21 protein-coding genes and 2 riboswitches are annotated in these 21,314 nt (G+C 31.2%); of the genes, 17 read left to right on the top strand and 4 right to left on the bottom strand.

The window, feature by feature from the left end; translation table 11 throughout:
- Window positions 1-12 precede the first annotated feature (12 nt).
- The 7 genes from bsdtw1_RS19035 to bsdtw1_RS19005 all read left to right on the top strand — a co-directional run bounded on the left by bsdtw1_RS19035 (window position 13) and on the right by bsdtw1_RS19005 (window position 6,223).
- A complete protein-coding gene (locus bsdtw1_RS19035; protein ID WP_183279098.1) occupies window positions 13-2,496 on the top strand; it encodes an ABC transporter permease in 2,484 nt (827 codons plus the stop codon).
- Window positions 2,497-2,560: 64 nt separating this feature from the next.
- A complete protein-coding gene (locus bsdtw1_RS19030) occupies window positions 2,561-3,250 on the top strand; it encodes an ABC transporter ATP-binding protein (protein WP_183279097.1) in 690 nt (229 codons plus the stop codon).
- Window positions 3,251-3,387: 137 nt separating this feature from the next.
- A complete protein-coding gene (locus bsdtw1_RS19025; protein WP_183279096.1) occupies window positions 3,388-3,942 on the top strand; it encodes a sigma-70 family RNA polymerase sigma factor in 555 nt (184 codons plus the stop codon).
- Window positions 3,929-4,261, top strand: a complete 333-nt coding sequence (locus tag bsdtw1_RS19020; RefSeq protein ID WP_183279095.1) for a hypothetical protein — start codon at window positions 3,929-3,931, stop codon at window positions 4,259-4,261. The genes bsdtw1_RS19025 and bsdtw1_RS19020 overlap by 14 nt, the downstream gene beginning before the upstream one ends.
- Window positions 4,258-4,608 carry a double zinc ribbon domain-containing protein gene (locus bsdtw1_RS19015; RefSeq protein WP_183279094.1) on the top strand — a complete coding sequence of 117 codons (351 nt, stop codon included), beginning with the start codon at window positions 4,258-4,260 and terminating at the stop codon, window positions 4,606-4,608. Before bsdtw1_RS19020 ends, bsdtw1_RS19015 begins: the two co-directional genes overlap by 4 nt.
- Window positions 4,609-4,632: 24 nt before the next feature.
- The gene (locus tag bsdtw1_RS19010) at window positions 4,633-5,064 is read left to right on the top strand and encodes a hypothetical protein (RefSeq protein ID WP_183279093.1); all 432 of its coding nucleotides are present in this window, start codon (window positions 4,633-4,635) and stop codon (window positions 5,062-5,064) included.
- Between the two features lie 349 nt (window positions 5,065-5,413).
- On the top strand, window positions 5,414-6,223 hold the full coding sequence (locus bsdtw1_RS19005) for a class I SAM-dependent methyltransferase (RefSeq protein ID WP_183279850.1): 810 nt from the start codon (window positions 5,414-5,416) through the stop codon (window positions 6,221-6,223).
- A 97-nt stretch (window positions 6,224-6,320) separates the two neighbouring features.
- On the opposite strand, the gene bsdtw1_RS19000 is transcribed toward bsdtw1_RS19005, so the two are convergent.
- Window positions 6,321-7,517, bottom strand: coding sequence for a M20 family metallopeptidase (locus tag bsdtw1_RS19000; RefSeq protein WP_205245289.1), 1,197 nt, complete (start codon window positions 7,515-7,517; stop codon window positions 6,321-6,323).
- A 117-nt stretch (window positions 7,518-7,634) separates the two neighbouring features.
- Window positions 7,635-8,096, bottom strand: coding sequence for a YbaK/EbsC family protein (locus bsdtw1_RS18995; protein ID WP_183279092.1), 462 nt, complete (start codon window positions 8,094-8,096; stop codon window positions 7,635-7,637).
- A gap of 139 nt (window positions 8,097-8,235) precedes the next feature.
- Window positions 8,236-8,348: riboswitch (SAM riboswitch) on the bottom strand.
- A 498-nt stretch (window positions 8,349-8,846) separates the two neighbouring features.
- Window positions 8,847-8,959: riboswitch (SAM riboswitch) on the top strand.
- A 105-nt stretch (window positions 8,960-9,064) separates the two neighbouring features.
- Between bsdtw1_RS18995 and bsdtw1_RS18990 the strand changes: the two genes are divergently transcribed.
- Genes bsdtw1_RS18990 through bsdtw1_RS18980 form a run of 3 tightly spaced genes read left to right on the top strand, consistent with a single transcriptional unit; the run spans window position 9,065 to window position 11,657 of the window.
- A complete protein-coding gene (locus tag bsdtw1_RS18990; RefSeq protein ID WP_183279091.1) occupies window positions 9,065-10,123 on the top strand; it encodes a methionine ABC transporter ATP-binding protein in 1,059 nt (352 codons plus the stop codon).
- Window positions 10,092-10,772, top strand: coding sequence for a methionine ABC transporter permease (locus bsdtw1_RS18985; protein ID WP_183279090.1), 681 nt, complete (start codon window positions 10,092-10,094; stop codon window positions 10,770-10,772). The genes bsdtw1_RS18990 and bsdtw1_RS18985 overlap by 32 nt, the downstream gene beginning before the upstream one ends.
- 57 nt (window positions 10,773-10,829) lie before the next feature.
- Window positions 10,830-11,657, top strand: a complete 828-nt coding sequence (locus bsdtw1_RS18980) for a MetQ/NlpA family ABC transporter substrate-binding protein (RefSeq protein ID WP_183279089.1) — start codon at window positions 10,830-10,832, stop codon at window positions 11,655-11,657.
- 116 nt (window positions 11,658-11,773) lie between these two features.
- On the opposite strand, the gene bsdtw1_RS18975 is transcribed toward bsdtw1_RS18980, so the two are convergent.
- Entirely contained in the window at window positions 11,774-12,304 is a 531-nt protein-coding gene (locus tag bsdtw1_RS18975) for a dihydrofolate reductase family protein (protein ID WP_183279088.1), read from the bottom strand.
- A gap of 283 nt (window positions 12,305-12,587) precedes the next feature.
- On the opposite strand from bsdtw1_RS18975, the gene bsdtw1_RS18970 reads away from it, so the two are divergent.
- Window positions 12,588-13,769 carry a pyridoxal phosphate-dependent aminotransferase gene (locus bsdtw1_RS18970; RefSeq protein WP_183279087.1) on the top strand — a complete coding sequence of 394 codons (1,182 nt, stop codon included), beginning with the start codon at window positions 12,588-12,590 and terminating at the stop codon, window positions 13,767-13,769.
- A 200-nt stretch (window positions 13,770-13,969) separates the two neighbouring features.
- Here bsdtw1_RS18970 and bsdtw1_RS18965 read toward each other — a convergent pair whose 3' ends face one another.
- Window positions 13,970-14,446, bottom strand: coding sequence for a chlororespiratory reduction 6 domain-containing protein (locus tag bsdtw1_RS18965; RefSeq protein WP_183279086.1), 477 nt, complete (start codon window positions 14,444-14,446; stop codon window positions 13,970-13,972).
- 337 nt (window positions 14,447-14,783) lie between these two features.
- Here bsdtw1_RS18965 and bsdtw1_RS18960 point away from each other — a divergent pair, with 337 nt between their 5' ends.
- The 6 genes from bsdtw1_RS18960 to bsdtw1_RS23560 all read left to right on the top strand — a co-directional run bounded on the left by bsdtw1_RS18960 (window position 14,784) and on the right by bsdtw1_RS23560 (window position 21,310).
- Window positions 14,784-15,326 carry a phosphatase PAP2 family protein gene (locus bsdtw1_RS18960; protein ID WP_183279085.1) on the top strand — a complete coding sequence of 181 codons (543 nt, stop codon included), beginning with the start codon at window positions 14,784-14,786 and terminating at the stop codon, window positions 15,324-15,326.
- A gap of 57 nt (window positions 15,327-15,383) precedes the next feature.
- Complete coding sequence (locus bsdtw1_RS18955) at window positions 15,384-16,139, top strand: AAA family ATPase (RefSeq protein ID WP_183279084.1); 756 nt, start codon at window positions 15,384-15,386, stop codon at window positions 16,137-16,139.
- A 277-nt stretch (window positions 16,140-16,416) separates the two neighbouring features.
- Complete coding sequence (locus bsdtw1_RS18950; RefSeq protein WP_183279083.1) at window positions 16,417-17,073, top strand: MCP four helix bundle domain-containing protein; 657 nt, start codon at window positions 16,417-16,419, stop codon at window positions 17,071-17,073.
- Between the two features lie 135 nt (window positions 17,074-17,208).
- Window positions 17,209-17,730 carry a GNAT family N-acetyltransferase gene (locus tag bsdtw1_RS18945; protein WP_183279082.1) on the top strand — a complete coding sequence of 174 codons (522 nt, stop codon included), beginning with the start codon at window positions 17,209-17,211 and terminating at the stop codon, window positions 17,728-17,730.
- A gap of 680 nt (window positions 17,731-18,410) precedes the next feature.
- The gene (locus bsdtw1_RS18940; RefSeq protein ID WP_443092664.1) at window positions 18,411-20,555 is read left to right on the top strand and encodes a sodium-translocating pyrophosphatase; all 2,145 of its coding nucleotides are present in this window, start codon (window positions 18,411-18,413) and stop codon (window positions 20,553-20,555) included.
- A 254-nt stretch (window positions 20,556-20,809) separates the two neighbouring features.
- A complete protein-coding gene (locus bsdtw1_RS23560) occupies window positions 20,810-21,310 on the top strand; it encodes an HD-GYP domain-containing protein (protein WP_244638188.1) in 501 nt (166 codons plus the stop codon).
- Window positions 21,311-21,314 lie beyond the last annotated feature (4 nt).

Genomic DNA, 21,314 nt, shown 5'->3' with positions numbered 1-21,314 from the left:
AGGAGTACAGGTATGTCTATTTTTAGTAAATATATATTTAAATCTATTGTAGAGAAAAAAGGAAGAGCTATTCTTCTTTTAATATCTATAGCATTAAGTGCAGCACTTCTAATTGCTTCTTTAAGCTCTATAAAAAGTTTGGTTAATACAATGTCTCAATATGTCAGAGGAAATTATGGTGAATTTAATGTTCAAATTAATGCTGATAATACTCTAGAAGAACCATTATTTGACGCAAAAGGTATAAATAATAAAGATATTAGCAAAAGTTTTAAGGCATTAACTATAGGCGGATATGTAGGAGATACCGAAAATGAGTTTGACCTTATAGGAACCAGTTTATCTGATTTCACAAATTTCAGTTCGTTAAAGCTACTAGATAAAAGTAATTTGGAGCCTTTTGAAGGAAAAAAATTAATTGTATCTCAGAAAACAAGTGATTTGTTAAAAGTCAAAGTTGGAGATGAGATAAAGCTTAATATTTTAGGGAAAGAAGAGGCTTATAAAATAGCAGCAATAACTGATAATAGTGCTTTATTTTCTAATGATATAGGAAATAAATTTACATTAATCACCCCAATAGAGAATGTATCAAAAATATATTCGTCAGAGAACAAAATAAGTATTATGTTTGCTTCTGTAGATAGCAAAGACATAAATGGATGGATAAACAATTTTAATAAAGCTCATGAAGGTGAAAAAATAGTAGCATCACCTGTATATGATGAAGTGATGATAGAAGGCCAATTAAACTCTTTAAAGATGCCGCTATTCTTTATGCTTGGAATTGTATTAATCATGACGATATTCATTATCTATAGTTCATTTAAACTAATAATAGCAGAAAAACTACCTACAATTGGAACCTTTCTTAGCCAAGGCGCTACTAAAGGTGGAGTGATTAAGATATTGATGCTTGAGAGCTTTAGTTATGGTATTTTAGGAGGCGGAATAGGTGTTTTTTGGGGAGAAGGAATAGCATATCTGATATGTTATTATAGCAATCCATTGAAGGCTTTTGGTGTAAAGGCTGATTTTAGACTTTATGTACCTTACGTCTTAATAGGATTTATATTTGCTGTAGTGTTATCTATGATTTCCTCAATTTTGCCTATAGTATCGATAAGAAAATTATCTGTTAAAGATATAATTTTAAATACCTTAGCCACATCAAATAAGCCGTCAAACAAAGGGTTTATATTAGGTGTACTGCTTCTAATCGTCGCAGTTGCTTTTCATATGATAGGAAAGTATATAAATTATTTTGGAGCAGTAATTAGTATTTTATTTGCTTTAGTTGGAGTTTTATTGATACTTCCAAAGTTTGTAGATACAGTGCTTTATCCTATAGTTAATGCTTTTAGAAATATGAGTGGTTTAACCATGCTATCGCTTAACAATGTGAGGACTTCTAGAGTGCTGATTAATAACATAAGATTATTGATAATATCTATTGTTTCAATTGTAATGATAAATTCTTTAAAAATATCACTTGTTGATGTAGTTAGAGGTGCTTATAATGGATCGAAATATGATATTTCTATAAGTGTAAACTCTAATAATTCAAAAGCGGTAAATCAAATTATTAATAGCTATGATGGAATAAAAGATATAAATGAAACAGGAATCATAGCTACTAATTTAGCGGGAGATAACTCAAAAAAGATATACGTGTTTTATGTAAATCCCAATAAATTTAAAACTTTTGAGAACTATCTCTCATTTGATGATAAGGATAAACAGCTTGATGCTCTTGAAGACGATGATGATGGGATTGTTTTATCAAGGCAAATGGCATTAAGATACGGCATAAATGCTGGAGATACAATAACTCTTACTTTAAATAATAAGGATGAGAAATTTAAAGTTTTATCAATATATAATGCTAAAATGATGCAGAATGGTAACTATAACCTTATTTCAGAAAAGGCAGCGTTAAAGCATTTTAATATTAAGTATCCTACACAATATTTTGTAACAACTAACTCCTCACAAGAGGAAGCAAAAAAGATTCTAACAAATAAGTTAAGAGGACTAGATACAACTGTATTTACTAAGGATGAAAATATTCTAAATAATGAGCAGAATAATGCTCAAGTCGTTAACATCTTATCTATATTCTCATATATGACTATCATTATTGCAGTGTTTGGAGTAATGAGTAATATATCTATAAGCTTTATCCAACGCAAAAGAGAGATGGCTGTTATTAGTTCTATAGGTTTAACTACTGCAGGAAGAGGAGTAGTAATTCTATTAGAGAGTATTTTTCAAGCTCTGCTTAGTATAGTAGTTGCATTAATAACATCGGTAGGGATAAATGTGCTCATGGGGGATGTTTTTAAGTTTTTAACACTAGATTTGACATTGCAATACCCTATTAATTTGATGGCTATAATATCAGTAGTCGTATTAATCATAATGGTAATTGCTTCATTATCATCGGTGTTTAGAAGCAAGAAGCTTCAGCTGATAAGTGAACTAAAATATGAGTAGAGTGATATATATAATTCTAACAGATTCAATCTTATAATATTTTAAATTAGGAAGGAATTTTTTTATGGCAAAATTAATTGAGGTAAGTAATTTATATAAATCTTTTACGGTTGCACGGGAATCAGTTGATATCTTAACTGACCTAAGCTTTTCTGTAGATAAAGGAGAGTTCTTATCTATTATGGGACCATCTGGCTGTGGCAAGTCAACATTGCTATATTTATTAGGAGGGCTTGATAATCCGTCTAGTGGAGATATAAAAATAGGTGAAAAAAGCTATATTAATATGAAAGAAAAAGATAAGAGCGTAATGAGAAGGAAGGAAATTGGATTTGTATTTCAATTTTATAATTTAGTACAAAACCTAAGTGTTGAAGATAACATACTTCTACCTCTACTATTAGATGGTCAGAAGCCAAAGAAATTCAAGAAAGAGCTTGATGACATATTAGAAATTGTTGGTTTGAGATCAAAGAGAAAATATACGCCTAGAGAGCTCTCAGGGGGCCAGCAGCAAAGAGTAGCTATAGCAAGGGCTGTATTGTTTAATCCTAATATTATACTAGCAGATGAGCCTATTGGTAATTTGGATTCAAAATCAGGGACAGAAATAATGGAATTATTTAAGACCATCAATAGTGAGATGTCTAAGACTATAATACAGGTAACTCACTCTGAAGAAGCAGCAGCTTTTGGAGGTAGAATATTACAGCTGAAGGACGGAAAGATTGAAAGAGATATGTTAAGTGCATAATTTTAAAAGGTCTGTATCTTAAATGAGACAGGCCTTTTGTATATGAGTTATAATTATTTAAGGAAAATATTTAAAGTAATGAACTTTTTTTACATTAAGTTGTCTTATTTAATGAATGAAGCAGGAGGGATAAAATTTTGGAGGAGCAGGATGTTTTAATCAGAGCTAAGTGTGGAGATAAACAAGCACTTAGTACATTAATTGAGAATAACTACAAGACACTCAATGGATTCATAATTAAGCTTACTGGGGATATTTATCTCTCTGAGGATTTACTACAAGAAACACTTATGAAGGCAATTATAAACATAAAGTCATATAGAGGTGAAAGTAAATTTTCCACATGGCTTATAAAGATAGCATTGAATATATATAGAAACAATTATAAAAGACAAAAGAAAATTAAATTTGATGAACTAAATGAGAAATCATATATAAGTACTGGATCAGAGATTGAAGATAAAATACAGGCAAAGATGCAGGTTGAAGAAGTCTTAAAGGAATTACAATCCTTAAGCTATGAAAAAAGAGTAACGTTTATACTAAAACATTACTATGGCTATAGCTTAGAAGAGATAAGCAACATAATGGGATGCGCAGAAGGTACTGTAAAATCAAGGTTACACAACACTGCCAAAGGATTGAAGAATATTTTTAAGTTAAAGGAGGGAGCTATTTATGAAAGAGAATAAAGTATTTTTTAATGAAGTTAAATTAGATGAAAATAGATTGTTAGATGATAATTCATTAGAAGAACTAGGTTTAATTAAGCAGCTTAATGTGACTGAATTAATTAATGAAACACAAGAAAAAGAGAAAAAAAAGAAACTTATTATTTCAGACCTTTTATACGGCGGAGCAGTTATGTGCGCTCTTATAATTCAGTTTAACATATTGTTAAGAATGAATATTATTGTGTGGGTAGTTATAAATAGCTTTTCTTCACTTTTGATACCATTGACAATGTTGCCTAAGTTACAAAAAAGAATTAAGGGAGGAATGATTTCATGAGTCTAGGAGAACTTGCTATCTTTATCGGGATATTTACATTTCTTTTACTTTGGAGTGGGCAGTCATTATGGATATATCTAGATGCAAGAAATAGAAGTGAAAAATTTGCATTGAGCTGGGCTATTTTAGCACTATTCAGCATGCCTGTTTCATTAATAGTATATTTAATGCTTACGAGAGGGCGTGAAGAAAGATGTACGTCTTGCGGCTTGCTTTTAGAAAAAGGTGTATCTATTTGTACAAACTGTGGAACTGATGTAGGCAAAGTTTGCAGCAGTTGTGGTAGTACCATGAAGGAAAGTTGGAATTACTGTCCTAAATGTAAGACTAAATATGTAAGTAATTAACTTTAATAGTAGGAGGAAATGGACATGGAGATTTTTAAAAAGTATAAAGCTATATGGATAATACTTATAGCCGTAGTAATAGTAGTATCAGTAGGTGTTACAATTGTAATAAAGGGTATATTTAGTGGTAAGTTCTATGCTGATAGTTTTAGTGAGAAAGGCGCTATTGAAAATTCAACTCTTAGTTCTTGGAATAAGAGTTACAGTTATTTAAATGGACACATAACTAAAGGAATAAAAGTAAAAGATGGTGAGGAATTAACTATCAATTATTCATCAGAAGTGAAAGAAGGAAGTTTAAAAATTGTATTTATAAATGAAGAAGATAAAGAAGTTAAAAATCTTATTGAAGATAACAGTGGAGTATTTAAGTACACTGCAAAGTCAAAAGGGACTTGTCATATACAAGTTATAGGAGATAAAACCAAGGGGCAGTTCAATTTATCATGGAAATAAGATTTTAGTAAATGGGGTTCCTAGATCAACAATTAATTTATACATTCCTGATAATCACAAGATGTCGCGATTATCGAATAAGTATAAATTAAGGTTCGGCATAGGAACCCTTTTTAGGGTTCCAACTTTAATTATTAATTTATATATGTCTACAAGGTATTGGTGCATGATTTTCGAATAAGTATAAATTAAATTTCTATAAAGGAACCCTTTAGTATACATTAATACGTTATACATAATAAATTCTTAGTAAATACTTAAAATAGATGATATAATCTGATAAGAAATTATTTGTTTAGAGAATTTGGAGGATTTCAAATTGGAAGAAAAGTTAGATACATCAGAAGTAATGAATTTTAATAACTTAAATAGTGAAAATAAAGTTGTTATAGATAGTAACGAAGAGATATGGAATAAAGAAACCTATAATGCATGGGTGAATAGATTTGGAACACCAGAAGAAGCTGCAGAGAGGATAAGTAAAAATCCTGAAGGCTTACTTTCTATACTTCATAGTAAATTTGGCGACGTAAGAGGAAAGAAGATAATGAACCTGATGGGGTCCAATGGTAATAAGGCTGTTGCATTAGCCTTGCTTGGAGCACAAGTTACTGTAGTTGATTTCTCGGAGGGGAATAAGAGTTATGCTTTGGATCTTGCAAAAGCAGCAGGAGTAAAAATAGAGTATATAGTATCTGATGTATTAAAGCTGCCTAAAGAACAGTTGTCATCTAATTATGATATTGTATTTGCTGAAATGGGAATACTACACTATTTTACAGATCTAGCTCCATTTATGAACGTAATATATGAGCTTATTGATAAGAAAGGTATCGCTTTAATAAGAGATTTTCATCCTATATCTACTAAGCTCATAAGTTCTAGAGGCTCTACAGCAAAGGTACGAAAGCACAAGGTAACTGGTGATTATTTTGATACTTCCTTAGAAGAAAAGGATGTATCTTATCATAAATATTCAGAGAATGACGAACCTAAGAAAGTATTTCTTCGTAGATGGACTCTTGGAGAAATAGTAACAAGTGTTGCTGCTTCAGGTCTAGTTATTAAAAGTTTAGAAGAAGAACCTAATTTATCTTCAGAAGTTTTTGATAAGGGAATTCCTAAGACTTTTACTATCGTTGCTGAGAAAAGCTTATAGAAAATAAAAAAGATGAAATGATAGTAGAATGTTTAAATATGGAGGGATCAACTCTATAAGTTAAATATCTGTGCAATCATTTCATCTTATTTTTATGCTAAATTTCCTTATTTCTTAGAAAGTCTTCTTTAATAGCTTTTAAGTTTTCTTCATTCGTAAATAAGGAAAGTGCTGTTATGGCTAAAGTTTTGGCACCTACTATAAGACCGTAATCACCTTCTTCGGATACAGCAGCTTCTCTGAAATCTACGGTATGGCCAACTAAAGTTTCAGGTCCTATTTTCACATGGGGATGTATAGTTGGTACAACATGGCTTATGTTTCCAACATCTGTGGAGCCAAAACCTTTGTTTTGCTCAGTTGATACTTGTAATCCAAGTAGAGCAGCTTTATTTATAAATAACTCATCGAAAGTTTTATTGATGAGGATATTGTCGACTTTATTTTGAAAAGCAACTATATTGACTTTAGCACCCGTAGCTAAAGCAGCTCCTTGTGCTATATTCTTTATTTTTTCAGTCACTTCATCGCAAGTTTTTCTTGTGGCGGCACGTATAAAGAATCTAGCTTTAGCATATTCAGGAATTATATTAGGAGCATCTCCTCCATGAGTTATTATTCCGTGAATTCGTACATCTGGTGTAACATGTTGTCTTAATGCATTTATTCCATTAAAAAGTGCTATTACAGCATCTAGAGCATTTATGCCTTCATGTGGAGAAGCTGCTGCGTGAGCGGGCTTCCCTATAAACTCGAAATCTAGTGGATCAACAGCAAGAGAAGGGCTGGTTGGGTGATTTTTATTGCCTGGATGGATTATTAAACTAGCATCTACATCTGCTAGTAAACCGTGATTTACAAAACTACCTTTAGCGCTTCCGTTTTCTCCGCCTTCTTCGGCAGGGGTTCCTAAAACTCTTATCTCTCCCCCAAGTTCATCCAAAACTTTTGATAATGCTATTGCAGAGGCTGTACTTAGAGTACCAATTATATTATGCCCACAAGCGTGACCTAACCCAGGAAGTGCATCATATTCAGCTAAAAAAGCAATAATTGGGCCTTTTTTAGGAGATTTTTTTCTAGCGATGAAAGCGGTTTTATGGTCTGCAACACCAGTCTCGATCTCAAAACCTTCTTTAGCCAAAGTATCAGAGAGTAAGGCAGAGGCAAAAAATTCTTTGTTTCCAACCTCAGGTTTATGGTGGATACTATGGCTTATGTCTATATACTTGTTTTTACTTTTTTCTATTTCATCTATAACTTTTAATTCTAATAAATTTAATTTATTGCTCAATTTAATTTCCCCCTTTTTATAAAATATTGCCCCATAAACTCTAATTATAGAGTTTCATAACTTAGTAGTTGAAGTTAAAAATCTTTAGTACCATTTTTATATTTATAAGTTTTACTTTTAAACTTGGCATACATCAATCCATAATGCTTTAGTAAGTTTCTCTATATCGCTAGGAGTTATCTTTAGTGCTACATTGTGTGCACCGGCTGCTGGATACACATGTTCGAAGTCTTTTATAGAAATATCTAAGTATATATCTAGTTTGTTTTTTAGACCAAAAGGACAAACCCCGCCAACTGGATGGCCTGTTACTTCAAGAACTTCATCATGATTCAACATTTTGGCCTTAAGATTAAAATGGTGCTTATACTTTTTATTATCTATTTTTGCGTCTCCTCGAGTTACAACGAGAATATCCCTGTCTTTAAGTTTAAAGGCTAGGGTTTTTGCAATATACTGAGAATCAATACCTAAAGTTTTTGCAGCAAGTTCCACAGTAGCCCCACTGGATTCCAGTTCGAAAACCGGATCTTCCAAACCATTTGTTAAAAAATAATTTCGTACACTTTCAATACTCATTTTTACACCTCGGCTTATTTAGTTAAACAGCAAGTGTTTATAGTTTATATGAATCTATAAAAACAAAAAAATCTTCATCCATCAATGGAAGAAGATTTAAAATGCATGCCTATAAAGGCCTATATTTTAACTAATATCTTCCCCATCTTTCAGAAATAAAACTCCTGTTGGATTTAGCACCGTGCATGCAAATGAAACATGTTGGTTGCTGAGACATCTTAGGGCCATTCCCTCCGTCTCTCTTGATAAGGTATTTACTGTTTAATCAATATTGATTTGTATATTTTGTTTAAATTCAACTTTATCATGAATGACAAGTTTAATTTAAATAGAATTATAAACGCAAAAATTTTCCATGTCAAGATAAAATACTAAACTTATTGAATTACTAAGAAAATATTATTTTTATGAATTAATCATTTTTTTTAGAATATGCATATTAAAGATAAGCAAGAAATTATAATATACAAATTTGGATAGTTTAAAGTAAAGTCTAATTTGATTAATGGCTAGATTAGAGTAGTGAATGTAGAAATGTATAAGTCTAAATTAGGTTTAAATATGATTGAAATAAAATTTTTATGAAAGATTTTTGAAATATAAATAAATATATAATATATATTTATTTAAAGTTTTAGGATAAAAAAATTACGTAATTTCTTTATAAAAATTCCTAAAATTTGGTATTGACAGTTAAAAAAAACATAACTATAATTGGTTTCAAGCCGAAGTTATAAAAAATTAATATGAACCTTATCTAGAGAAACTGAGGGACTGGCCCGATGAAGTTTCAGCAACCGGCGTGTGTTCATTTGCTCGCAAGGTGCTAATTCCTGCAGACTTATGTGTCTGAAAGATAAGGAAAGATTATACTTGTGAGTTACCCATATGTGGGTTATTTACCAGGTCCTCTTTCCTTATTGGAAGGAGGATTTTTTTATCTACTTTTTAGTAAAGGGGGAAATAAAATGATTTTGTTAAAGAATGTATCAAAGACTTATCACTCCAAAGATGGCAAAGTAGAAGCTGTAAAGAATGTAAACCTGTATGTTGAACCTGGCAAGATTGTTGGAATCATTGGTTATAGCGGAGCAGGAAAGAGTACTTTGATTAGATGTATAAATTTACTTGAAAAGCCTACTAGTGGTGAAGTTATTGTTAATGATAAGGAGTTAACGAAACTATCACCAAAAGAGCTTAGGAAAAGTAGAGAAAAGATAGGTATGATATTTCAACACTTCAACCTTATGAGAAGTAGAGATGTTTTTGAAAATGTGGCATATCCGTTGAAAGGGAAGGGGCTAAGTAGAGAGCGGATAAAAGAAAAGGTTGAAAGCTTACTAAATTTAGTTGGTTTGAGTGATAAGGTAAAAGCATATCCGTCCCAGTTAAGTGGAGGTCAAAAACAAAGAGTGGCAATAGCGAGAGCACTTGCAAATGATCCACAGGTACTTTTATGTGATGAAGCTACTTCAGCTCTTGATCCTGAAACAACACACTCGATACTGTCACTGCTAAAAGAAATAAATGAAAAATTAGCACTTACTATAGTCTTAATAACTCATCAGATGGAAGTAGTTAAGGAAATATGTCATGAGGTAGCAGTAATGGATAAAGGAGAAGTTGTTGAAGCGGGAAGCTTAGTGCAGATATTCTCTGAACCAAAGGCAAATATGACGAAAAATTTTATCTCAACAATTTTTAAATATGATAAAATCTACGAACTTTTAAATAGCAACTCTTTTATTGGAGAGCTTACAGAGGAAGAAATCATAGCTAAGATATCTTTTGTAGGACAGAATACAGGTCAGGCCTTCATATCAAAACTTTCTAGAAAGTTTAAAGTAGATGCAAGTATACTTTTTGGAAATATAGAGATTATTCAGCAAGTTCCAATAGGGAATTTGATTGTAAAACTAAATGGTGCAAGAGAAGGTATTAGAACTGCCTTTGAATATTTAGAGGAGAAAAATGTGCACGTGGAGGTGATACGAGATGCTTCAAGTCTTACAGAATCTTATGCCTAATGTAATAGAATTATTTCCAGATATGATAAAGGCTCTAGGTGAGACCTTGCTTATGGTTCTTATCGCGGGAACTATATCTACAGCAATAGGACTTCCTGTAGGCGTCACTCTAGTGGTGACAAGACCAGGAAATATACTTGAAAATAAAGTTGTATACAGTCTTTTAGGAAAAATAATAAATATATTTAGGTCTATACCATTTGTTATACTTTTGGCAGCTATTATACCATTAACACGGTTTTTAGTTGGAACAACAATTGGTCTTAAAGGAGCGATAGTTCCGCTAGTTTTGGGGTCTGTACCTTTTGTGGCAAGACAGATAGAATCAGCACTTTTAGATATTGATAGTGGAGTAATAGAAGCTGCACAAGCTATGGGCTCAAGTGCTTTTGAGATAGTATATAGAATTTTTCTAAAAGAAGGACTGCCAGGAATAGTTTATGCACTCACAATAACTACAGTAAGCTTAATAGGTTTTTCAGCAGTGGCTGGAACTGTTGGAGGGGGAGGACTTGGAGATTTTGCTATAAGATATGGTTATCAATATTTCAAAACTGATATCATGGTAGCGACAATAATTATTCTTTTAGTTTTAGTTAATGGGATACAGAGTCTTGGGGAGCTTTTATTAAGCAGGTTAAAGCATTAATATATAAAAATAGAGAGAGTCAATGAATAAAAATATAGAAATAGGGGGCATTTTATTATGAATATAAAAAGATTAGGGGCAATAGCAATAGCATTAACAATTGGAGCCACAGCATTAGCAGGATGTGGAGCAAAATCAGCTTCTGGAGAAAAGAAGAAAGAAGTTATAAAACTTGGGGTCACAGGAGATGATCACAGAGTATGGGACAATGTAAAGGAGAGGTTAGCGAAAGAAAATATACAGTTAGAGATTGTGACCTTTAGTGACTATGTAAGACCCAATCAAGCTCTAAACGATGGAGATATTGATGCAAATGCATTTCAAACTATAGCCTATTTTGATCAATTTAAAAAAGATCATAACTTAGATTTAACGTCCATAGGTTATACTGTTTTAGCTCCAATGGGGATATATTCAAAGAAAATTAAAGACATAAAAACTTTGAAGGATGGAGCAAAGGTAGCAATTCCTAACGATGCCACTAATGAAGGAAGAGCGCTTTTATTATTACAGGATGCAGGTTTAATCAAGCTTAAAGATGGCACAGGGATTAAGCCAACATTGAAGGATATTGTTGAAAACACTAAAAAGCTTAATATAACAGAACTAGTTGCAACGCAAATTCCAAGATCCATTGAGGATGTTGATATAGCGGTTATAAATAATGGAGTAGCTGTTGATGCAGGATATGCTCCATTAAAGGATTCCATTTATATAGAGGATACTAAGAAAGAGAGTGCAAAAAATTATTTTAATCTTATAGCTGTAAGAACAAAAGATAAGGATAGTGCACTTCTAAAGAAGCTTGTGGAAGTATATCAAACTGACGAAACCAAGAAAGTTATAGAAGAAACAACAAAGGGTTCATCTATACCAGTATTTTAATTATAAGCCAAACTTTCAATTATGTTCATTTAGAGGGTAAATAATAATAGATAGAGATTTATAGAGGGTGAAAGAAGAGGGATATAATCCCTCTTCTTTAATGTTTATAAGAAGTTTTACTTTAGCTCATAATGTAGCTCAGCAAATTGATTAAATCTTCTAATGTTTTTTAGTCGTAGTTCTAACTCAAAATCAATTTCTTTAAATAAGGGAATGCCTTTTCCAATTATAGTAGGAGCAACGGTAATTATAAATTCGTCAACTAATCTTTCTTTTATAAAGTAATGCAATAAATCGCCGCCACCTACTACCCATATATTTCCTCCATCAGAAATCTTAAGCTTATTAGTGAAAGAAACTACATCTTCATTTATAAATTGAACATTTTCATTTTTTCCTATTAAAGTGTTAGAAAATACGTAACAAGGTTTATTCTTATAAGGAAAATTGTCTTTTTCGTTTGCAATTAACCAATCATAAGTTTTTCTACCCATGATAATAGTATCTATGGTTTCATAGAATTCGGAGTAACCATTATCACCTTCTCCTTCTACTTTGAATAACCATTCTAAACTATCCTCAGGTGTAGCTATGTACCCATCCAGACTGGTTGCAATATATGTGTATACTTTACTTTTATTATCCATAATTACTTCACTCCTTTATATTTTTCAGAGTACTTTATTAATAAACTATATTTTCATAATAGTTTTTATCTTATTATAGCAATAGTGTTCCAACTGCAGCTATTAATTATCTATTAAAATATTAATGGACTATTTCTTAATTGAATTGATATTTTCAAGCCTTTCTTTTAAAAAATATAAAAGGATTTTACTGTGAGAATTACTTTACCTATAAAATCAAAGTATAAAGTAGTATAATAGATGTTAAAAGTAATTTGATACAGTAAGAAAAGGGGGCATTTTGGTGTTTTCAGAAAAAGTAATAAATAATTTAAGTAATTCGTCTTGGATAAGATTGATGTTTGAAGAAGGAGAAAGACTAGCTAAAATTCATGGGGCAGATAAAGTATATGATTATAGTATAGGTAATCCTTATGCAGAACCACCAAAGGAAGTTACAGATTCACTTAAAAAGCATATTCTAGGGGAGGAAAAAGGAATCCATAGATATATGAGTAATGCAGGTTATGTAGATGTAAGAGAGAAGGTTGCTAAACTTTTACAAGAAGAAAGTGGAGTAGAGCTTTCATATAATAATATTGTAATGACTGTAGGGGCTGCTGGAGGATTGAATGTTGTATTGAAGTCTATATTGAATCCAGAAGAAGAAGTTATTGTCTTCGCTCCATATTTTGTGGAATATAATTTTTATGCTGACAATAATGGTGGAAAAACTGTAGTAGTACCACCTGACACTAAGACTTTTGAACCTAATATTGAAGCTTTTGAAAAGAGCATAAATAACAAAACAAAAGCTATTATTATAAATAACCCTAATAATCCAACTGGGGTAGTTTATAGTGAAGCTACGCTTAATAAAATTGCATCAATAATAGAAGCAAAAGAAAAGGAATATGGAATAACTATATTTGTGATTTCAGATGAACCTTACAAGGAAATAGTTTATGAAAATATAAAAATTCCTAGTCTATTATCAATATTTAAAAATGCCATAATAGTAAATTCTTTTAGTAAATCATTAGGTCTTGCAGGAGAGAGAATAGGGTATATAGCAGCTAGTAGTAAGATAGAACAGATAGATTTACTAATAGGAGCACTAAGTTTTTGTAATAGAACCCTAGGTTTTGTAAATGCGCCTGCTTTATTCCAAAAGGTTATAGCGGATTCATTAAAAGCAAAAGTTGATATAGGTGAGTATGAAAAGAGAAGAGATTTTCTATATGAAAAGATTACTTCCTTAGGTTTTGAATGCGTAAAACCGCAAGGAGCTTTTTATCTATTTCCTAAGGCACTAATTGAAGATGATGTAGAGTTTGTGAAAAGAGCTATGAAATATAATTTACTCCTTGTACCAGGAAGCGGCTTCGGATGCCCGGGATATTTCAGAATGTCCTATTGTGTTAAGTTTGATATGATAGAAAATTCGATTCAAGCTTTTGAAAAGCTAGTAGAAGAGTTTAAATAATTGAGTTATAAATTCCTCTAAAGAATAAAAAAGGGCTGCTATATAATGTATAAAAGTCCAAAATAATACGGAAGCCATGCATAAATAGTGATGTAAATCCTCCTTATGCATGGCTTTATTCATATTGATTCTAGTAGCTCTTTAAAGCGTGGGATGATTAAACAATCAATTTCAACATGGTGTTTTAACAGCGCCTAATTTTATAACAACATAGAAGCAAGTCTTACTCTCAACTTCAAAATACTTTTTGAACTTTCATGTATTTGCATCATATATGCTACGGTTTGATTTAGTATCTGAGATAATAGATTGTTATCAAATTGCATCTTCAAATCAATATTTCTCTTTCCAACTATACTGCAGGTTTGATGTTTATTGCATAAGCAAGCTAGTACCCATGCATCATTTGAATTTATATTACTTAAGAAATATAGCATATAAGGATATTTATCAAATACTTTTTTAAAAAAAGCTTTAATTTCGGGGATTTCAAATATTTCTCGTGGATCATCATTGTAGCCGTCAATTTGAAAAACTATGTTGTTTCTATATTTTTTTATCCCATGCCGTTTAAAAACATTTAACATCTTATCTATTTCTTGCAAGTCTAAAGCTTCGATATAACTTTTATTTAGTATCATTAGATGTAATTTTCTATCATCTGAATAATTGATCATTAGTCCCTCCTTGTTTAATAAAATCTCTAAAATGTAACTTACATTATAATAATATCCATATTTTAAATTTTGTTATATCTATTATAGTATTTATAATATAATATGCAATACTCCAGACTTATAAAAATGTACGTTCAAACACAAATTATGATTAGTTTATGAAAAATTAAGATAAAAAATTTTAATTATATGATAATATAATACATAATTGATTCTTTGTAATATGTGTTAGTAAGTTAAGCATGCATAGGTAGAAAGAGATATTTAAGGTTATATTAATTTTAAGTATATATAATTGAGATTGAGTAAGAACAAAAGTTATAAAGTAGGTGATATGATGATTTCAGCAATATACGGTATAGATAATTCAATCTTGGATTTCATAAGTAATAACCTGCACTCACTTTGGTTAGATAAGCTAATGATTTCTTTGACTGATTTAGGGGACGGGGGCATCATATGGATAGCAATAGCCTTGGGGTTAATTGTTAGCAAAAAGTATAGAAAATCAGGCTTTATGCTTCTGATGGCTATATTGCTTGGTGCACTATTTGGAGAAATGATAATAAAAAATATAGTTCAGCGTGCAAGACCTTTTACTCATGTTCCGGGGATGGAATTATTGATTAAAAAACCTAATTCTTATTCTTTCCCATCGGGGCATACAACAGCGTCATTTGCAGCAGCGGGAATACTATCTTATTGCTTTAGAAAGTATAGGGTAGCATTTTATCTTCTTGCTGCATTGATAGCTTTTTCTAGGTTGTATTTATATGTTCATTATCCTTCAGATGTATTGGGTGGGATAGTTTTAGGAAGTCTAAGTTGTTTATTAACTATTTATATATTTAATAAATATATAAATAAAGAAAGAATATAAATATGTATAGAAGGGAGTAGTGCTTAGCTAAAATGAAGATATAGCTAAGTATAGTATATGAATTTATCACAGATAAATCAGTATCTAAGAAGTATGGAATTAAAGAAGGATAAAATTGATTCTTTTGAAGAATACCCATACTGCGTGAAAGCTGTGAGAAGCATAGAAAGATTAGATTTTCACCCCAAAGTAACTTTTTTTGTAGGTGAGAATGGATCGGGCAAATCTACAATTTTAGAAGCGATTGCAGCGGCATATGGCTTTAATCCCGAGGGAGGAACTATAAATTTTAATTTCTCAACTAGTGATACACATTCAGAATTATATGAGAATATTAAGCTTATAAAAGGTGTTAAAAAGCCACAAGATGGTTTCTTTTTAAGGTCAGAGAGCTTTTATAATCTAGCTACAAATGTAGAGGAATTAGAAAAAGATGCACCAGGCATTTTTAAGTCCTATGGGGGTAAATCCCTTCATAAGCAATCACATGGAGAATCCTTTTTCTCAGTTTTTATGAATAGATTTAAGGGTCGTGGTTTGTATATTTTAGACGAACCAGAAGCGGCTTTATCTCCAGCTAGACAGCTTTCTATGATTGCAAGGATGCATAGTCTTTTAGAAGAAAATTCGCAGTTCATTATAGCAACGCATTCACCTATTCTTATGAGTTACCCAGATTCGATAATTTATGAAATAAGTGATAGTATTAAAGAAGTTAGATATGATGAAACAGAGCACTATAGTATAACGAAAGCATTTTTAAATAATCCATCAAAGATGCTGAAAATATTAATTGAAGAAAATTATGATTAGAATATAGCAACTCTTAGGTATTAGTTAATACTTAAGAGTTGTTTTGCATTTTTCATTCCGTTAGGAAAATATCTTAGTTTATAAATAAAGTGCTGAAAAAATTAGGTGAAGAAGTAAAAAAGTGAAGAAATATTGCAATATGAGTAATACAGAGCCAAGATCATTAAAAGTATATTATATTAATAATCTGGTTAATAAAGTAAAATGTGTTAAAATATAAACTGTTTTTGCTTTAAAATCAATACATAAATTTATACATAAAATCGGAGGAATCACCATGAAGAAGCTTAAAAATTCAAAAGTTGAAAAACAATTATTAATACCATTTATATTTGGGGTGTTGTTTATATTAACAGTTGATATCGTTGGTATTAGAGGAATGTATGTGTTAAAGAATAATTCGAAAGTTTTATTTGAGGACAAATTTGAAACTTTAAACACTATAAGTAATATACAGAATAATTTTTCTAACATAAAAATAGATCTTTTTAAACTTGTGTATCAAAAGAATAAGATTGAGAATGATGTATACTTAGAAGAAGATATAAGAAATCTACTGGATTTGAACAATAAGCAGTTTGAAAAATATGAAAGTTTAACAAATGGCGTAGAAGAGAACAAATTAGTTGAAGTACTAAAAATGGATATAGAACTTTATTCTAATGATGTTGAAAAGGCAATAAATTCAATAAAAAATAATGACTATGAAAAAGCTGATTCTTATTTTGTACAAGATGTTACTCCGATGAGCGTTGGTGTGGAGGATACGATAAAACAAATAATTGATGATTTAAGTACTAGCTCTTTAAAAGCAGATACCGCTAGTAACATTTTATTTAATAATTATTTATATGCAACGATTTCTGTAACTATCGTTGGATTGGTTGCATCCATATTAATGGGGAGAAGAATTGTGCTAAGTATTAGCAAATAGATGACAATCTGATTTGAAAATGATATACTAATTTTTAACATTTAAGTTAAAAGCTATAGGGGTTAAGTGATACGTATTTAGTCAGTAATGTTTTTTTCTTTCATAATAGCTTTAAATAAAAGGGGGACGAGGGTTATGTATTATGGTGAAAAGGTATGCCTAAGAGCTTATAAAGAAGAAGATATACCTAGAGCAGTAGAAATGGTAAATGATAGTGAACTAAAAAAACTGCTAGTAACAGGAATTCCATTTCCTATGACTTCATGGGAAGAAGAGGAATGGGTGAAATCGCAAAAGAGCACAGACACAGGGGGATATAACTTTGCCATTGAAGATATACAAACAAAGAAATATATAGGTGGCTGCGGTATTCAGAAGGTTAACTGGCTAGCTCGTACGGCTACAGTTGGTATCATGATTGGAGACAAGGATTACTGGGGTAAGGGATATGGTACTGATGCCATGAAAGTGCTTCTGGATTTTATATTTAACAATATGAATATAAACAAAGTTAAGCTTGCCGTTTTTTCTTTTAACAAAAGAGCTCAAAAGAGTTATGAGAAGTGTGGATTTGTAGTTGAGGGCGTTCTTAAGGATGAGTTATTTAAAGAAGGAAAATACTATGATGAAATAGTTATGGCTGCTTTTAGAAAGTAATGACTGATAGATCTAAATCTTTAATTAACATCTATTATAGATAGCAATAAATTTTTGAAAATTTATTGCTATTTTTATTTTTGTTATTTTATACAAAATTGGCATGGATACTAGGTGCAGCTATTAAAATGATGAAACAATAACATGAAAGTTAAGTAAAATATTGTAAAAGTAAACATTTTCAAAAAAACAGCACTTTAATTAACATAGAATGGCTGATTTTGACTATTATGGCTTAAATTAAAGAATATTAGAATATTTTGAAAATTGCCAAAATATTCTAAAGGGTATATAATGTGGAGGTGATTTGGCTTTATATTTTAATTAATATAAGGTTCATATCGTTAATATTACAATAATTCATACGTAGTATGAATATTGTTAATGTGGGACAAGTAATAATAATTATAGCTACAAAAAAATTAATATAAACTTATGCAAAGTAGGTGATATTGCAACGAAAAAGCTAAATGTTTTTATTGATAGTATATCTAATAACCGCATTATATATGTATTAAAGGTCACTTGAATTCAATAAAAATCTCTTTGATCAAAAGTATTTGTTGTACAAACATATGAATTTATACTTACTATTATAAACATATGAAGAGTTACAATCATCTTAAGATAATTGTAATGTTAGTACGCTATCATAGGTTAATAATACTATTATGAGGGAGATGTTATTTGTGACAGTTTATTTTGGCATAATTTATGGGGTTGTCCTAATTTCAGCTTTGGTAATACTTTATCTTGCAAAATACATATTCAAGCAGGATAAGGGTAATGAAAAGATGCAGGAAATTTCAGAAGCAATAAGAGAAGGAGCTATGGCTTTCTTAAAAAGACAGTATAAGACCATAACTCTAATTGCATTAATTGTTTTAGTAATAATCACAGGTTCAGATTATCTTGCTAACAAATCTAAAGAAGGCGTAGATGCATTTAGTATCGCATGGCATACTGGAATCGCATTTGTTACAGGAGCGTTCTGCTCAGCTATATCAGGATATATTGGAATGTACATGACAGTTAACTGTAATGTAAGAACTGCTGAAGGGGCTAGAAAAGGCTTAAATAAAGCATTGCAAATAGCTTTTAGAGGTGGTACTATAACAGGTCTTGCAGTTACATCTTTATCACTTTTAGGGGTATCAACATTATTCTTAATATTTGGCGGTGCATCTGGAGACGATGTTCTAATAAAAGAAGCCCCATCATTAATTGTTGGGTTTGGTTTTGGTGCGTCTCTTGTAGCATTATTTGCTCAATTAGGTGGCGGAATATATACTAAAGCTGCTGATGTTGGAGCAGATTTAGTTGGAAAAGTTGAAGCTGGGATACCAGAAGATGATCCAAGAAACCCTGCAGTTATAGCTGACTTGGTTGGAGATAATGTTGGTGACTGTGCAGGAAGAGGAGCAGATCTATTTGAATCTACTGCAGCTGAAAATATTGGAGCTATGATACTTGGTGTTGCATTATATCCTGTGTTTGGAGTTAAGGGGATTTTGTTCCCACTTGTAGCAAGAGCATTAGGAATTTTAGCATCCATAGTTGGTGTATTCTTTGTAAACATTAAGGATGAAAGTAAAGATCCTATGATTGAATTAAATAAGGGTTATGGTATAACTACAATTATAGTATTAATCCTTTTAATATTTAATGTTAAGTACATGCTAGGAGGAACCCTTCCTAACGGTAATGAAATAAATTATTGGTTGCTTTATGGTTGTGCTGTAACTGGTATAGCACTAGGATATGCATTTGTAGTTTTAACTAACTACTATACTTCTTGTGATCATAGACCTGTTCAAGAGATTGCAAAATCTTGTGAAACTGGGCCAGCTACTAATATAATTACTGGAATTTCTATAGGTATGGAATCAACTACTTTACCAGTACTACTTATTTCAGTTGCGATTTTTGTGTCATATAAATTAGGGGAGTCAGCTCTTGGGGGAATAGCTAATTCAGGACTTTATGGAACTGCCATAGCTACAATGGGAATGCTTTCAACTTGTGCGTTCGTATTAGCAATGGATACTTTTGGTCCTATAACTGATAATGCAGGTGGAATAGCAGAAATGTCTGGTGCACCTGAAAAAGTAAGAACTATAACTGATAGACTAGATGCTTGTGGTAATACTACTAAGGCATTAACAAAAGGATATGCAGTTGGATCAGCTGCACTTGCAACTTTCCTTTTATTCTCAGCTTATCTTGATGAAGTTAAGAAGATATTAGGTAAGCCGTTAGATTCTTGGTTTAGCGTAGATATAGGTAAACCAGAGGTGTTTATTGCAGCCTTTATAGGTGTTATGCTTGTATTCTTATTTAGTTCAACAGCTATAAGAGCGGTTGGAAGAGCTGCTCAATATATAATTGTAGAAGTAAGAAGACAGTTCAAAGAAATCCCTGGAATCATGGAAGGAACAGCAAAACCTGACTATGCTAGCTGCGTTGATATAGTTACCAAAGGTGCTTTAAAAGAAATGATAGTTCCAGGTATCATAGTAATAGCAGTTCCTATATTAGTAGGCGTGCTTTTAGGAAAAGAAGCAGCTGCAGGATTTTTAATGATAAGTACAATAGCAGGAGTTGTAATGGCATTATTCTTAAACAACAGTGGTGGAGCTTGGGATAATGCAAAGAAATATATTGAACTTGGAAACATGGGTGGAAAGGGTTCTGAAGCACATAAAGCTGGGGTTGTAGGTGATACTGTTGGAGATCCATTTAAGGATACTGCAGGTCCATCACTTCATGTTTTGATTAAGCTTATAAGTACAATAACTTTAGTATTTGTAGCTTTATTTAGATAGTGGCATCTCAATACTTTATATTAGGAAATGGTTTCTTTAAAGGAACTGTTTCCTTTTTTGCTTTAAAGATTTATTTGTATTAAAATAGTAGGAGAAATGACTAGAGAGTCTAATAAATATATTTCAGTGATAAAATGTAATTACATATATAAATACTAAGAATATCAATAATAAGTACAAATTTTTGAACACTTAGATATGGATAACTTTAAGGATAGATTAGTAAAATAATTTACAAAGGAGAAATATAATAAATGCTATTTTATATGAATGAATTTCTAACAGCAGTATCTTTTGCGTTAGATTTTATAGAAATGGACCTATCAGGAGTGACTTCAAACCACGGAAAGAGAACTGCTTACATATCATTAAAAATAGCCAAAGAGCTTGGGTTAAGTTTTAAAGAACTCCACGATATCGTAGCTTTAGGTATGCTTCATGATATTGGTGCAGTAGAAAGAGGATTAGTTAAAAAGATTAATGCAGAAAGTGAGTATACTCTTAAGAATGCTGAAGATACGGTGGCTCATTGTAGTATTGGTGAAAATAGTATAAGTATGTATCCTTTCCTTACTGATGTTACCAATGTCATTAAATATCATCATGAAAGATATGATGGAACAGGCTACTTTAATATTAAAGGTGAAGATATACCTAAGATGTCTCAAATAATTTCAATGGCAGATGAGATAGAATTAAATTTTGATTTGAGAACTAGTGATTTTAAAATCAGAAAAAAATACAGGATTTTATAAAAAG

Source organism: Clostridium fungisolvens, assembly GCF_014193895.1.
Classification (GTDB): domain Bacteria; phylum Bacillota; class Clostridia; order Clostridiales; family Clostridiaceae; genus Clostridium_AR; species Clostridium_AR fungisolvens.
The sequence above is the reverse complement of the archived record's forward strand: the minus strand, read 5'-3'. Positions and strand labels throughout refer to the sequence as shown.